This is a genomic window from Escherichia sp. E2748 (assembly GCF_005781125.1).
GTDB lineage: Bacteria > Pseudomonadota > Gammaproteobacteria > Enterobacterales > Enterobacteriaceae > Escherichia.
On sequence record NZ_VATP01000002.1, the window covers coordinates 17356 to 32802 of the forward strand.

13 protein-coding genes are annotated in these 15447 nt (G+C 49.2%); 6 read left to right on the forward strand and 7 right to left on the reverse strand.

Annotation, left to right across the window (positions count from 1 at the left end; all coding sequences use genetic code 11):
* Positions 1 to 239: 239 nt before the first annotated feature.
* Genes FEK42_RS04735 through FEK42_RS04745 form a run of 3 tightly spaced genes read right to left on the reverse strand, consistent with a single transcriptional unit; the run spans position 240 to position 3392 of the window.
* A complete protein-coding gene (locus tag FEK42_RS04735; RefSeq protein WP_135491304.1) occupies positions 240 to 563 on the reverse strand; it encodes a YdbL family protein in 324 nt (107 codons plus the stop codon).
* Positions 564 to 570: 7 nt separating this feature from the next.
* The gene (locus FEK42_RS04740) at positions 571 to 756 is read right to left on the reverse strand and encodes a YnbE family lipoprotein (RefSeq protein WP_000706310.1); all 186 of its coding nucleotides are present in this window, start codon (positions 754 to 756) and stop codon (positions 571 to 573) included.
* Positions 753 to 3392: a YdbH family protein gene (locus FEK42_RS04745; protein WP_135492415.1), complete on the reverse strand. Its 2640-nt coding sequence runs from the start codon at positions 3390 to 3392 to the stop codon at positions 753 to 755. The genes FEK42_RS04740 and FEK42_RS04745 overlap by 4 nt, the downstream gene beginning before the upstream one ends.
* A gap of 207 nt (positions 3393 to 3599) precedes the next feature.
* On the opposite strand from FEK42_RS04745, the gene ldhA reads away from it, so the two are divergent.
* Positions 3600 to 4589, forward strand: a complete 990-nt coding sequence (gene ldhA, locus FEK42_RS04750; RefSeq protein ID WP_135492413.1) for a D-lactate dehydrogenase — start codon at positions 3600 to 3602, stop codon at positions 4587 to 4589.
* A 157-nt stretch (positions 4590 to 4746) separates the two neighbouring features.
* Positions 4747 to 5169, forward strand: a complete 423-nt coding sequence (gene hslJ / locus FEK42_RS04755; protein ID WP_135492411.1) for a heat shock protein HslJ — start codon at positions 4747 to 4749, stop codon at positions 5167 to 5169.
* Here hslJ and FEK42_RS04760 read toward each other — a convergent pair.
* Complete coding sequence (locus FEK42_RS04760; RefSeq protein ID WP_064527363.1) at positions 5166 to 5432, reverse strand: DUF333 domain-containing protein; 267 nt, start codon at positions 5430 to 5432, stop codon at positions 5166 to 5168. The genes hslJ and FEK42_RS04760 overlap by 4 nt on opposite strands.
* A gap of 271 nt (positions 5433 to 5703) precedes the next feature.
* On the opposite strand from FEK42_RS04760, the gene nifJ reads away from it, so the two are divergent.
* The 4 genes from nifJ to ttcA all read left to right on the forward strand — a co-directional run bounded on the left by nifJ (position 5704) and on the right by ttcA (position 12397).
* Positions 5704 to 9228, forward strand: coding sequence for a pyruvate:ferredoxin (flavodoxin) oxidoreductase (gene nifJ / locus FEK42_RS04765; protein WP_135492409.1), 3525 nt, complete (start codon positions 5704 to 5706; stop codon positions 9226 to 9228).
* Between the two features lie 365 nt (positions 9229 to 9593).
* Positions 9594 to 10712 (forward strand): porin OmpC, encoded by a 1119-nt coding sequence (ompC, locus tag FEK42_RS04770; protein WP_130208757.1) that lies wholly within the window; start codon positions 9594 to 9596, stop codon positions 10710 to 10712.
* A gap of 139 nt (positions 10713 to 10851) precedes the next feature.
* Complete coding sequence (uspF, locus tag FEK42_RS04775) at positions 10852 to 11286, forward strand: universal stress protein UspF (RefSeq protein WP_130260872.1); 435 nt, start codon at positions 10852 to 10854, stop codon at positions 11284 to 11286.
* Positions 11287 to 11461: 175 nt separating this feature from the next.
* Positions 11462 to 12397: a tRNA 2-thiocytidine(32) synthetase TtcA gene (ttcA, locus tag FEK42_RS04780; RefSeq protein WP_135492407.1), complete on the forward strand. Its 936-nt coding sequence runs from the start codon at positions 11462 to 11464 to the stop codon at positions 12395 to 12397.
* A gap of 118 nt (positions 12398 to 12515) precedes the next feature.
* Here ttcA and dbpA read toward each other — a convergent pair whose 3' ends face one another.
* From dbpA to zntB, 3 genes are all read right to left on the reverse strand, one after another.
* Positions 12516 to 13889: an ATP-dependent RNA helicase DbpA gene (gene dbpA / locus FEK42_RS04785; RefSeq protein WP_130208763.1), complete on the reverse strand. Its 1374-nt coding sequence runs from the start codon at positions 13887 to 13889 to the stop codon at positions 12516 to 12518.
* A gap of 29 nt (positions 13890 to 13918) precedes the next feature.
* The gene (gene ynaL / locus FEK42_RS23180; protein WP_276319618.1) at positions 13919 to 14092 is read right to left on the reverse strand and encodes a protein YnaL; all 174 of its coding nucleotides are present in this window, start codon (positions 14090 to 14092) and stop codon (positions 13919 to 13921) included.
* Between the two features lie 274 nt (positions 14093 to 14366).
* On the reverse strand, positions 14367 to 15350 hold the full coding sequence (zntB, locus tag FEK42_RS04790; protein WP_130208765.1) for a zinc transporter ZntB: 984 nt from the start codon (positions 15348 to 15350) through the stop codon (positions 14367 to 14369).
* Between the last annotated feature and the right edge of the window lie 97 nt (positions 15351 to 15447).

Here is a 15447-nt window from a genome sequence, read left to right on the forward strand (position 1 = left end):
ATATTAAATTCACAAAAAGAATATTATAAGCTTTCAATATTGATTGAGATGATTTATTTAATGGGAAGCAATTCACTATAGTTGCGAACGCATCTCCTTTAAGACATTCATCTTTTTCTCAGGAATGTCGGTGTAATCGATGTTCTCCTTTGCAGCGACACAGTGCACTATGCTCTTGTGAACTAATACCCTATTTTTCACCGACTACTACCAAATGGTGTTTGAACTACCGTTGTATGTTATTTCCGTACCCACATACCATTTATGCCCTGCACGTATTCACCTGGTTTTGCCTTTTCCACCAGCTTCGTCCCTGCCAGATTCGCCACTTCCTCCAATGGGATATTATGGCTTTCAGCGAGCTTCTGATAACTCTCTTTCCGTGCTTGGTTGATATTTGCTACCAGCTCGCGTGTTTCCGGATCAGTGCTTATAGCCGCAAGGTAGCCATTATGCCTTTCACCTACCCGCCCCTGACTTCTGGCTTCATTCAGGGTTAATGCCATCGCACTACTGCTCACCAGGCCAATAATCCATACCGCTATGAGTAATGTTCTTTTCATCATTACCTCAAAAAAGATCGCTACGGGTTTTGAGCAAATCTTCAACGTCTTTGTCCGCCTTGATAATGATCTCATGCTCAATTTTAACGTTCATATTAATGGTGATTGGCTCTTTCGGTGCAGCCACTTCAATGCGCGGCGTACAGCCAACCAACATAAAAGAGGACGCGAACGCGGCTATCACTATTTTCATTGTTTTTCCTCACACTCTTTTCCTGATGGGCAGCCAGTTTCCGGGAGTCGGGCATTCTGTTCCAGCCATGCCTGGAGATTATCGCCAAAGCGTAAACTGCGCCACAGCGTGAAAATATTCTCTTCATGGTTGTAATTGAGATTTACCGTACCGGTTTTACCATCGACGCGACTATTACCACTGATCGTCGCCTGCATGGTTAACACGCCGAGATTATCTAAATTAATTTTTGTCGATGAACGGCTAATTTCCATATAGCGCAACCAGTTGATGGCAGTTCCTGCGGTCATATTGTCTTTTGCCACTGCATCGGCGGTGTCTTTATTCAGGCGCAAAGTCATGGGACCTGCGTTTGCCAGCCAGCCATCTTTCACAATCCATTTTTCATTGTTAAGCCATAGCGGCAATGCACCACTAAATGCCCCTGACATCGCGAATTGCTTCGGATTGACGGCGCTAACCAGTTCACTGGAAGAGAGATTATTCAGTCGCAACAGCGCCGGATCGTGTTGCGGCATACGTAATTGTTTCATCAGCACGTTACCGCCCAAAACATCAACACTCACATCGGTCAGTAACAAGGGTTCGTCTTCGGTCCACGGATAACGGCCCTGAAGATCGGCAGTGATATTTTTTGCCGTCACCAGGTTAACCACCTCAGCAATACGTAATGACACAGGCCGCCGCGTTCCCAGGTGCCACGCACCGTCGGCAAAACGAAATGGCAAAACAAAGTCGACACCGTTGACCTGGTTGTCTGGCATCCACGCGCTGCCACCTTTCAACACGCCATGCCCACCCGCACGGAAGCCCTGCTCAGGCGCAGCAGAAAATGCCACCTGGGCATACAACTCGCCATCGCGTAAGTTCATCTTCCAGTCTGGTGGCACCAGCGGCTGGAATACGGTCAGTGATTGTTTAGGCCACCAGGCGTTGCCGCGCAGGCGAATACCGTCCCAGCGACCATTCACCCGTACCGGACCAATCTCACCAGCATGTAAATCCCCTTTGAAGAGGAAATACGTCGGATCGCGCCCATCGACACTAAATTTTAACGTTGATGGCGGTAACACACTGCCGCCCGTGAAAAGTGTTTGTCCTGCATCCAGCGAAAGCGCGCCACTAAAAGACGGATTCTGGGCGTCGCGCACCCAGACAACGGGTTTATCAAGAATTAAGCGCGGTGTTTCCACGGTCATCGTGCCATATTGCAACTGATCGAACCCGGTTGAGAGATCGGTCAGCGTAATCGTGCTGTCCTGCCACTCACCTTTTCCTGCAACATCCCAGGTGGCGTGCATTGGGGTAAAACTGCCCTTGCCCCAGTAACGCCACTGCCAGCGGCCAGCGTCAGGAAGAAAATCATTCGCCAGTCCATCCATATGCAGCACAAAGTCGCCCAATTCATTTTCATGAGCCTGCAAAATAGCCTGCAAGCGCCCGTCAACGCCACGTTGAGTGACTTTTACCCCTGCTAAAGGCCAACGGATTTCATCGATGTCCAGCGAATCAATGACTCTCCCTTTAGAGCGTAATAATGCGCCCGGTTCAAAGGCCAGCGTTGGGTCAGCCAGACTTCCGCTTAAGTGAGCAGGTAAGCGAGCATATAAAATGAGATCTGCCTGCTTCGCTTCACCGGTCAGTTGCAGCGGCATCTGACTGTTATCCATGCTTAATTTTCCTGGGCCGAAATTAAGCACAGCGTTACCCTTACCCGCTTGCCCCTGGGTCAGCACACTCAGTCGACCACTAACCAACGCGTTCTCAAGGCCTGCCTGCCAGTTGTCGACTTTGATACCCAGCCGCCCACTCAGGGGAAAACCTTCATACGGCCAGCTCCAGCGACCATCGCTAACGGTCAACTGTTGACGGGTAATTTCCCACGGCAAATCGAGCAACGGATCGCCGTTATCTCGAGCCATTACAATCAATTGCCCACTATTTTCCTGCCACTCCAGCTCGGCATCCACCAGTGATGGTTCCTGCGGCAGGTTCAACGTTGCTGTAGCATGACCACTTACCGGAAGCCCATCCGGCACAAGCGGCATGGTAAATTCTCCCACCAGTTTTACTGGCGGCTGATTTGCAAAGGCGGCAACATCCAGTTCACTGACCGTGAGTTGCTGTCCTTTAAGTTGGCCTTGAAATTTAACTTTTTCGCCCTGATAACGCAGTTGCTGGATATCGGAGGTCAACGATAGAGAGAGTTTTCCCTGCCATTCCTGCCAGGGAGAAAAAATCAGTTTATCAATATTGATCCAGGTGTTAGGCAGCATGGATTGCCACTGCGCAAGAGTTTTCGGCACGGCTGGCGAGGGTTCTTCCTGTGGCAATTTCGCCAGGCAAGTGGAGTCAAGTTCTACTGTACCGACGTTCAATAACCAGCGACTGGGATGCGAAAGACTGGCATCGGTGATGTGTGCCAACTGGCAATCCGCCACCAAATAACGAAGATCGGGAATAATTAAACCTTTACGCGTAATGCGTGGGCTTTCATCCAATGCAATGCGTGTACCGAGCGGTAGCCAGATACCCGCCAGCGTGGGAACCCACAGCCCGAGCGTCATCAGCAGCGTCAACGGCACAAGAATAATCAGTAATAGCAGCGCGAGAACGGCTTTATATTTACCCAACATGGGTAGTTAATATCCTGATTTAGCGAAAAATTAAGCAGTCAATACAGGTATTGTGGCATGTTTAACCGTTCAGTTGAAGGTTGCGCCTACACTAAGCATAGATGTTCCTGGAATTTTCAATATCGCCATAACTTTCAATTAAATTTTAAATTTTGTAAAATATTTTTAGTAGCTTAAATGTGATTCAACATCACTGGAGAAAGTCTTATGAAACTCGCCGTATATAGCACAAAACAGTACGACAAAAAGTACCTGCAACAGGTGAACGAGTCCTTTGGCTTTGAGCTGGAATTTTTTGACTTTCTGCTGACGGAAAAAACGGCAAAAACCGCCAATGGTTGCGAAGCAGTCTGTATTTTCGTAAACGACGACGGCAGCCGTCCGGTGCTGGAAGAGCTGAAAAAGCACGGAGTTAAGTATATCGCCCTGCGCTGTGCCGGTTTCAATAACGTCGACCTCGACGCGGCAAAAGAGCTGGGGTTCAAAGTGGTACGTGTCCCGGCTTACGATCCGGAAGCCGTCGCTGAACATGCGATTGGTATGATGATGACGCTGAACCGTCGTATTCACCGCGCGTATCAGCGTACCCGTGACGCCAACTTCTCTCTGGAGGGGCTGACTGGTTTTACTATGTACGGTAAAACGGCGGGGGTGATTGGCACCGGTAAAATCGGTGTGGCAATGCTGCGTATACTGAAAGGTTTTGGTATGCGCCTGTTGGCATTCGATCCGTATCCAAGTGCAGCAGCGCTGGAACTCGGCGTGGAATATGTCGATCTGCCGACCTTGTTCTCTGAATCAGACGTTATCTCCCTGCACTGCCCGCTGACGCCGGAGAACTACCACCTGCTGAATGAGGCGGCGTTCGATCAGATGAAAAATGGCGTAATGATCATCAACACCAGCCGTGGTGCGCTGATTGATTCACAAGCCGCGATTGAAGCACTGAAAAACCAGAAAATTGGCTCGCTGGGAATGGACGTGTATGAGAATGAACGCGATCTGTTCTTTGAAGATAAATCCAACGATGTGATTCAGGATGATGTTTTCCGTCGTCTGTCAGCCTGCCATAACGTACTGTTCACCGGACACCAGGCGTTCCTGACGGCAGAAGCCCTGACCAGTATTTCCCAGACAACGCTGCAAAACTTGAGCAATCTGGAAAAAGGCGAACCCTGCCCGAACGAACTGATTTAATCTCACCGCTCCCCTGTCATACAGGGGAGCTTATTCAGATAATCCTCAAAGATATTTGATCTTCTATTCTTAAAATATGTTTTAAGGACGGATAAGACGCAATCAGCGTTGTATTCGGCAAACAGCACCAAATTTATACCTTAAGTAGAGAACTAAAATGAAGAAAGTTGCCGCGCTAGTCGCACTAAGCCTGCTGATGGCGGGATGTGTAAGTAATGACAAAATTGCTGTAACGCCAGAACAGTTACAGCATCACCGTTTCGTACTGGAAAGTGTAAATGGTCAACCTGTTGCCAGCGAGAAAAACCCACCAGAAATCAGCTTTGGTGAAAAGATGATGATTTCTGGCAACATGTGCAACCGCTTTAGCGGCGAAGGTAAACTTTCGGACGGCGAACTAAAAGTTAAAGGACTGGCAATGACTCGTATGAGGTGTGCCAATCCACAGCTTAACGAACTCGATAACACCATCCGCGAAATGCTGAAAGAAGGTGCGCAAGTGGATCTGACCGCGAATCAGTTAACGCTGGCGACCGCAAAACAGACATTAACGTATAAGCTGGCGGATTTAATGAATTAATAACTGCCACAACTTCCGGCGGCAAGCGACTGTTCGCTACAGCGTTTGCCGTTGGGCAATGCACACATCCCGATCGCTGTACCATCCAGTTGACGGGCAACGGAAAGCGAACCGCCAATCATTGCACAATTTGCCTCTCCGCTACTCGACATTGACGCTTTTAAACCTGGGGCCACATGCGCCGCGGTCGCCTGCTGAACAGGTTCACTACTACACGCCGACAACAATAAAACGGCAGCCCCTACGCACAACATTACTCGCATCTTTACTTCCTCAAATCTTTAAGTCCAACGAAACCGCCGTAATAATAGGCAGCTCAGGCGGCTACGTCGAGAACTGTATGTGAATTGCAACGTTTTTTTACTATTTTGTGGCTATTTTTTTGCCCGGGATTTGATCAAAACATTCATTACGCTGATATAGAGAACACAAAAGCGAAAATGCAGCAGAAAGCCATTTGCTAAAATTAAAAGATTACTACTGGGCGCGCAGCTTTTTCGTGCGCCCCTCATTTGCGCAATGTAAGGGTGTCGTATGATCACAATTGACGGAAATGGCGCGGTAGCTTCGGTGGCATTTCGCACCAGTGAAGTTATCGCCATTTACCCTATTACCCCGAGTTCCACGATGGCTGAACAGGCTGATGCCTGGGCCGGAAACGGCCTGAAGAACGTATGGGGAGATACACCTAGTGTGGTTGAAATGCAGTCAGAAGCTGGCGCTATCGCAACTGTGCATGGTGCTTTGCAAACAGGCGCTCTTTCGACATCATTTACATCGTCGCAGGGTTTACTGCTGATGATCCCGACGCTGTATAAACTGGCAGGTGAGCTAACGCCGTTTGTACTGCATGTGGCAGCGCGTACTGTGGCCACTCATGCGCTCTCTATTTTTGGCGATCATTCAGATGTGATGGCGGTACGTCAGACTGGCTGCGCCATGCTGTGTGCAGCAAACGTGCAGGAAGCCCAAGACTTTGCTCTCATTTCGCACATCGCAACGCTGAAAAGCCGCGTACCATTTATTCATTTCTTTGATGGTTTCCGCACTTCCCACGAAATCAACAAAATTGTCCCACTGGCCGACGACACTATTCTTGAGCTAATGCCCCAGGCAGAAATTGATGCTCATCGCATTCGCGCACTTAACCCGGAACATCCGGTAATCCGCGGTACGTCGGCTAATCCGGACACTTACTTCCAGTCACGTGAGGCCACTAACCCGTGGTACAACGCGGTCTATGACCATGTTGAACAGGCGATGGCTGATTTCGCTGCCGCTACAGGTCGCCAGTATCAGCCGTTTGAATATTATGGTCATCCGCAAGCGGAACGGGTAATTATCCTGATGGGCTCTGCCATTGGCACCTGTGAAGAAGTCGTGGACGAATTGCTGACCCGTGGCGAAAAAGTGGGCGTACTAAAAGTTCGCCTGTACCGCCCTTTCTCCGCCAGACACTTACTGCAAGCATTGCCGAACTCTGTACGTACTGTGGCGGTGCTGGATCGCACCAAAGAGCCTGGTGCGCAGGCAGAACCCCTATATCTGGATGTAATGACGGCGCTGGCTGAAGCCTTTAATAATGGCGAGCGCGAAACACTGCCGCGCGTTATTGGCGGGCGCTATGGTCTTTCATCCAAAGAATTTGGCCCAGACTGTGTACTGGCGATATTCGCCGAACTCAACGCAGCTAAACCGAAAGCGCGCTTTACGGTTGGTATTTATGACGATGTGACCAATTTGTCGCTGCCATTGCCGGAAAATACTCTGCCGAACTCCGCAAAACTGGAAGCACTCTTTTACGGGCTGGGTAGCGACGGCAGCGTTTCCGCAACTAAAAACAATATCAAAATTATCGGTAATTCCACGCCGTGGTACGCACAGGGCTATTTTGTTTACGACTCTAAAAAAGCGGGTGGCCTGACGGTTTCCCATCTGCGCGTAAGCGAACTGCCGATTCGTTCCGCTTATCTCATTTCCCAGGCTGATTTTGTTGGCTGCCACCAGTTGCAGTTTATCGACAAATATCAAATGGCCGAGCGTTTAAAACCTGGTGGCATTTTCCTGCTTAATACACCGTACAGCGCCGATGAAGTGTGGTCGCGGCTGCCGCAGGAAGTCCAGGCCGTGTTAAACCAGAAAAAAGCGCGTTTCTATGTGATTAACGCGGCGAAAATCGCCCGCGAATGTGGGCTGGCCGCACGCATTAACACCGTCATGCAGATGGCTTTCTTCCACCTGACGCAAATTCTGCCTGGCGATAGCGCCCTGGCCGAACTTCAGGGCGCCATTGTCAAAAGTTACAGCAGCAAAGGCCAGGATCTGGTGGAACGCAACTGGCAGGCTCTGGCGCTGGCGCGCGAGTCCGTTGAAGAAGTACCACTGCAACCGGTAAATCCGCAAAGTGCCAACCGTCCACCAGTGGTATCTGATGCCGCACCTGATTTTGTCAAAACGGTTACCGCTGCGATGCTCGCCGGACTTGGCGACGCCCTCCCCGTTTCGGCGCTGCCGCCAGACGGCACCTGGCCGATGGGCACTACTCGCTGGGAAAAACGCAACATTGCCGAAGAGATCCCTATCTGGAAAGAGGAACTCTGTACTCAATGTAACCACTGCGTCGCGGCTTGCCCACACTCCGCCATTCGCGCGAAAGTCGTACCGCCCGAAGCGATGGAAAACGCTCCGACCAGCCTGCATTCACTGGATGTGAAATCTCGTGATATGCGCGGGCAGAAATATGTGTTGCAGGTCGCACCGGAAGACTGCACCGGTTGTAACCTGTGCGTAGAAGTTTGCCCGGCGAAAGACCGACAAAATCCAGAGATCAAAGCCATCAATATGATGTCGCGTCTGGAACATGTGGAAGAAGAGAAAATCAATTACGACTTCTTCCTGAATTTACCAGAAATCGACCGCAGCAAACTGGAACGTATTGATATTCGTACTTCGCAGTTGATCACTCCGCTGTTTGAATATTCTGGCGCTTGCTCCGGTTGTGGTGAGACGCCGTATATCAAATTGCTCACTCAGCTCTATGGCGATCGGATGTTGATTGCCAACGCTACTGGTTGTTCTTCTATTTACGGCGGCAACCTGCCCTCCACGCCATATACCACTGATGCCAACGGTCGTGGACCGGCATGGGCGAACTCGCTATTTGAAGATAATGCCGAATTCGGCCTTGGTTTCCGCCTGACAGTCGATCAACACCGTGTCCGCGTGCTGCGTCTGCTGGATCAATTTGCTGATAAAATCCCTACTGAGTTACTGACTGCGTTGAAATCAGACGCCACACCAGACGTTCGTCGCGAACAAGTCGCTGCTCTGCGCCAGCAACTCAGAGATGTGGCTGAAGCGCATGAACTGCTGCGTGACGCAGATGCACTGGTGGAGAAATCAATCTGGCTAATTGGTGGTGACGGCTGGGCTTACGATATCGGCTTTGGCGGTCTGGATCATGTGTTGAGTCTGACGGAAAACGTCAACATCCTGGTGCTGGATACGCAATGCTATTCCAATACCGGTGGTCAGGCATCGAAAGCCACCCCGCTTGGCGCGGTAACTAAGTTTGGTGAACATGGCAAACGCAAAGCACGCAAAGATCTTGGTGTTAGCATGATGATGTACGGTCATGTTTATGTCGCGCAGATTTCTCTTGGCGCACAACTCAACCAGACGGTGAAAGCGATACAGGAAGCAGAAGCGTATCCGGGTCCATCGCTGATTATTGCTTACAGCCCATGTGAAGAGCACGGTTATGACCTGGCATTAAGTCACGACCAGATGCGTCAACTCACCGCAACTGGCTTCTGGCCGCTGTATCGCTTTGACCCGCGTCGAGCCGATGAAGGTAAACTGCCGCTGGCGCTGGATTCCCGCCCGCCTTCAGAAGCTCTGGAAGAAACGCTTCTTCATGAACAGCGTTTCCGCCGTCTGAACACGCAACAGCCGGAAGTGGCCGAACAGTTATGGAAAGATGCCGCCGCTGATTTGCAAAAACGTTATGACTTCCTGGCACAAATGGCCGGAAAGGCGGAAAAAAATAGCACCGAGTAACCTTTCTGGATAACTATTATCCAATTCAAAAAAAAGCCCGAACGAAAGTTCGGGCTTGTCTTTTTATTCGTTGGAAAAACATTAGTAATGCAATGGCCCAACCAAAAATAAAATCTGTGACAATAAAGGCATATAACCCGCGCAGAATAACCCATGCTTTATTAAATGTATAATTTTTATTTTGCATGATTCCCCAGAAACACATTCATCAAACTTATTACTATTTCCATAGAATTATTTGATTAAGGTTTTACTTAAGGCGTAACAAATGATATTTATCTGCTAACTGAACTTCTCCTTTAGGATGTTTTCATTCCCCAAACAGGGGAAATTAAGGCAAATAAAATAACTAAAGGATTTATTCAATGAAAAGCAAAGTACTGGCGCTCTTAATCCCTGCCCTGCTCGCCGCAGGTGCTGCACATGCAGCAGAAATTTATAATAAAGACGGCAATAAATTAGACCTGTACGGCAAAGTCGATGGCCTGCATTATTTTTCTGATAATGCGAATAGTGATGGCGATCAAACTTATGTACGTTTTGGTTTTAAAGGCGAAACTCAAATTACCGATCAACTGGTTGGTTATGGTCAATGGGAATATAACGTTCAGGCTAATGGCTCTGAAAATGATAAAGGCGACTCCTGGACTCGTCTGGCATTTGCTGGTCTGAAATTTGGTGACTTCGGTTCATTTGACTATGGTCGTAATTATGGTGTGATGTACGACATCGAAGGCTGGACAGATATGCTGCCTGAATTCGGTGGCGATTCTTATACCAAAGCCGATAACTATATGACCGGTCGTGCAAACGGCGTCGCGACCTACCGTAACACCGATTTCTTCGGTCTGGTTGATGGCCTGAACTTTGCTGTGCAGTATCAGGGAGCGAACGAAAACCAGGTTAGTCATGAGCAAGAAGGTACTGCAAACGGCGGCAGTCGTAATATTAAGAATGCCAATGGCGACGGTTTCGGTATCTCCTCTACCTACGACTTAGGTATGGGGGTGAGCATTGGTGCTGCGTATACCAGTTCTGATCGTACCAACCAACAGGCTGAATTCTCTACTGCAAAAGGCGATAAGGCTGACGCATGGACGGCAGGGGCAAAATACGATGCTAACAATATCTACCTTGCAACCATGTACTCTGAAACCCGTAACATGACGCCTTACGGCAATTCAGCAAATACGATTGCCAACAAAACCCAGAACTTTGAAGTTACTGCCCAGTATCAGTTTGATTTTGGCCTGCGTCCGGCTGTCTCCTTCCTGATGTCTAAAGGCAACGATTTAGTCGGTACTGATGGCGATAAAGATTTGGTTAAATACGCCGACGTTGGCGCAACATATTATTTCAACAAAAACATGTCCACCTATGTTGATTATAAAATCAACCTACTTGATGATGATGACAGCTTCTACGCTGCGAACGGTATCTCTACCGATGATATCGTTGCTTTAGGTCTGGTATACCAGTTTTAATCTTGCCTGCCCGCCGTTTGGCGGGCATTTTCTTCATATTTCTCCTCCCTTGATCTAAATTAAAAATGTGAACTCCGTCATTACACAAAATGAGTCATCTGGCGTTACACTTTATGCGGATACTAAAACAGGAGGTTTTATGAACAGAACGATTCTTGTCCCTATCGATATTTCAGATTCAGAATTAACTCAACGTGTGATTAGCCACGTTGAGGCAGAGGCAAAGATTGATGATGCAGAGGTTCATTTCCTGACGGTAATACCTTCGCTACCCTACTATGCCTCTCTGGGATTAGCGTATTCCGCAGAGTTACCGGCAATGGATGACCTGAAAGCGGAAGCCAAATCGCAACTGGAAAAAGTCATTAAAAAATTCAAACTGCCGACTGACAGAGTGCATGTCCATGTTGAAGAAGGTTCGCCAAAAGACCGTATTCTGGAAATGGCGAAAAAAATCCCTGCTCACATGATAATCATTGCTTCTCATCGACCGGATATCACCACCTACCTGCTCGGCTCTAACGCCGCTGCCGTAGTACGTCACGCCGAGTGCTCAGTGCTGGTCGTGCGCTAACACTAACGCCCGCAGACCGCTGCGGGCTTTTTGATTCATTTCGCAAATGTGCTGACATTTTCCCCTCTAATCCGTACCATACACGCCACAGTTTTTATATCAGATTTCTTATGCTGGGCGTTCCGGCATGACGCATACTTTTCTGATGCCATATAACGAATTGAGTCGCTATTAAATGTCGCAAAATCAAGAAATTAGTAAGAAAGAACAATACAATCTCAACAAATTGCAAAAACGTCTGCGTCGTAACGTGGGCGAAGCCATTGCTGACTTCAATATGATTGAAGATGGCGACCGCATTATGGTTTGCCTCTCCGGGGGCAAAGACAGCTATACCATGCTGGAGATCCTGCGTAATTTGCAGCAAAGCGCGCCAATCAATTTCTCGCTGGTTGCCGTTAACCTCGACCAGAAACAGCCTGGTTTCCCGGAACACGTCCTGCCGGAGTATCTCGATAAGCTGGGCGTTGAGTATAAGATTGTTGAAGAGAATACTTACGGGATCGTAAAAGAGAAAATCCCTGAAGGAAAAACTACCTGCTCGCTCTGCTCTCGTCTGCGTCGCGGTATCCTTTATCGCACCGCAACAGAACTGGGTGCCACGAAAATCGCACTGGGTCACCACCGCGACGATATCCTGCAAACACTGTTCTTAAATATGTTCTACGGTGGCAAGATGAAGGGGATGCCGCCGAAACTGATGAGCGATGATGGCAAACATATCGTGATTCGTCCGCTGGCCTACTGCCGCGAAAAAGATATTCAGCGTTTTGCCGATGCGAAAGCGTTCCCAATTATTCCGTGCAACCTGTGCGGCTCGCAGCCTAACCTGCAACGTCAGGTGATTGCCGATATGCTCCGCGACTGGGATAAGCGTTATCCGGGACGTATCGAGACAATGTTCAGCGCGATGCAAAATGTAGTGCCGTCTCATTTGTGCGATACCAGTCTGTTCGATTTCAAAGGTATTACCCACGGTTCAGAAGTGGTTAACGGCGGTGATCTGGCGTTTGATCGCGAAGAGCTCCCACTACAACCGATGGGCTGGCAGCCTGAAGAAGACGAAAATCAGCTGGATGAACTGCGGCTGAATGTGGTTGAAGTGAAATAATCAGGATAACGCCCGATGCGTAAGATTATCGGGCTACTCTTATGCATGCCGGATAAGACGCGGCCAGCGTCGCATCCGGCGAGATGTTTAGCCTTGCATCAGGCAATTCAACATATCGTTATTTTAATAACCGTACCCGGCAAGTTTTTCCTTTAATCTTGCCGCCCTGTAACTGCTTCCATGTCTTATGAGCAACAGCCTGTCGCACTGCGACATAGACATGCGCTGGGTGCACGGTGATTTTGCCAATATCCGCACCATCAAGCCCGATATCTCCTGTCAGCGCGCCTAATACATCACCCGGCCGCATTTTGGCTTTTTTCCCACCATCGATACACAACGTTGCCATTTCTGCCTCCAGCGACACAATGTCCCTGCTGGCTGGTAACGTTTGCCAGTTAAGTTTCATCTGCAACATGTCGGCAATGATATTAGCGCGCTGTGCTTCTTCTGGCGCACAGAAACTGATTGCCAGACCGCTATTCCCGGCACGCGCCGTACGCCCGATACGATGCACATGAACTTCAGGATCCCACGCCAGCTCAAAGTTCACCACCAGCTCAAGCGATTTAATATCCAGACCACGCGCAGCGACATCGGTCGCTACCAGCACACGAGCGCTACCGTTGGCAAAACGAACCAACGTCTGGTCGCGATCGCGCTGTTCCAGATCGCCATGTAACGACAATGCACTTTGCCCTACTTCATTCAGCGCGTCACACACAGCCTGGCAATCTTTTTTGGTGTTACAAAACACCACACAAGACGCTGGCTGATGCAAACTTAATAACCGTTGCAACAACGGAATTTTGCCCTTGCTGGATGTCTCATAAAATTGTTGTTCAATAGGCGGAAGAGCATCTGTTGTGTCTATTTCAATCGCCAGGGGATCTCGTTGCACACGACCGCTTATCGCGGCGATCGCTTCCGGCCAGGTGGCAGAGAAGAGAAGCGTCTGGCGAGAAGCTGGCGCAAAACCGATGACTTCATCAATTGCGTCGCTAAACCCCATATCTAGCATACGGTCGGCTTCATCCATGACCAACGTATTCAACGCATCTAACGAAACAGTGCCTTTTTGCAGGTGATCCAGCAAACGCCCCGGCGTTGCCACGATGATATGCGGCGCGTGTTGCAGTGAATCGCGCTGAATACCAAACGGCTGACCGCCGCATAAGGTCAAGATCTTGGTATTTGGTAGGAAACGCGCCAGCCGACGTAACTCCCCTGCGACTTGATCCGCCAGTTCACGAGTCGGACACAGCACTAAAGCCTGAGTCTGAAACAGCGACGCATCAATTTGCTGTAACAACCCGAGGCCAAATGCCGCGGTTTTTCCGCTGCCGGTTTTCGCCTGCACGCGAACATCTTTTCCAGCAAGGATCGCCGGAAGTGCGGCGGCCTGCACTGGTGTCATGGTTAAGTAACCCAACTCATTAAGGTTAGTGAGCTGGGCGGGAGGCAAAACGTTCAGGGTAGAAAAAGCGGTCACAATCTATTCTCGTGGTCATCAGCGCAAAGTTAGCAGGCGCGTATCCTCGCAGATCTACGCTCACGTTGCGACAATTTAATCGGTTCTTCATCGGGCGGCGGGTCGGGCATAGGTTGTGGACGAGGGATTGGATCGGGGACTGGGACGGGATCGCCAGGAATCGGTTCAGGGACAGGAATTTGCAAATAAATGAGTGTCATCATATTTCCCTTTGGTCATTGGGTAGACTCTTAAAGGGTAGACGTTGACAGATAACAGACAAAAAAAAGCCGACTTATCTAAGTCGGCGTCGTACGAATCAATTGTGCTATGCAGTAATTCAAAAAAGGAAGTAAGACAATATGGAGCGCAACGCCCATCGCTTGACGTTGCATTCACCTGCGTGGAAGATATTGCCCTGATTGGGTAGAGAGTTTATTGACCTCGCTCAAACTTTACGGCGTTTTTGTATACAGAAACCCGGGGAAATTGCTTTTGTTACAACCATTTACTACGATGCAACCATAAAGCAACACCACCAATAAGAACAACTAACAGAATACAAAAAAGCGAAAAACCAAATTGCCATCCTCCACCTGGAATACCGCCGAGGTTAACGCCAAATAACCCGGTTAAAAATGTACTGGGTAAAAAGACCATTGCCATCAATGACATTGTGTAAGTACGGCGGGCTAAATTTTCCTGCATCACTTGGGCGATTTCGTCCGCCATCACGCCAGTTCTCGCAATGCACGCGTCAATCTCATCCAGACCGCGCCCAAGACGGTCAGCAATATCCTGCATTCGGCGCCGTTGATCGTCATTCATCCAGGGCAGGCGCTCACTGGCAAGACGAGCATAAACATCTCGCTGCGGCGCCATATAGCGACGCATAACAATGAGTTGTTTTCGTAGTAGTGCCAGGAAACCGCGCGGCGGAATTTGTTGATCAAGTAAATTATCTTCCAGGTCGATAATTTTATCGTGCAGTTGCTCTATAAACTCATTGGAGTGATCGGTTAATGCATCACACACATCCACCAGCCAGCCTCCGCAATCAGTCGGGCCGGTCCCCTCTTCCAGATCGCTAACTACATCGTCTAACGCCAGTACTTTACGTTGTCGGGTCGAGACAATGAACCGACCGTCCATATAAACACGCATGGCGACCAGCTGGTCGGGACGTTCATCAGTACTGCCATTAATGCAGCGCAACGTAATCAACGTCCCTTCACCAAGACGGCTGACTCTGGGTCGCGTGCTTTCCCCTGCCAGCGCGTCACGCACGTTATTTGGTAGCAATGGTGTCGTTGCCAGCCACTGCGCGCTGTCATGGTGCACATAATTAAGGTGGAGCCAGCAGGGATGCTCTTCATCTATCTCATCTGTATTTTCCAGCGGTTTAACGCCGCCTTTACCATCCAACATCCAGGCAAATACTGCATCCGGTACATTTATGTCCGCTCCCTTAATCGTTTCCACAGTGCCTCCATTATCAATGCTTTATTTTGTAGTCTAGTCTTCTGGTCATCTTACGCAACATCTCCTCACCCCATTACCCTGAAATGATTAATAAAAT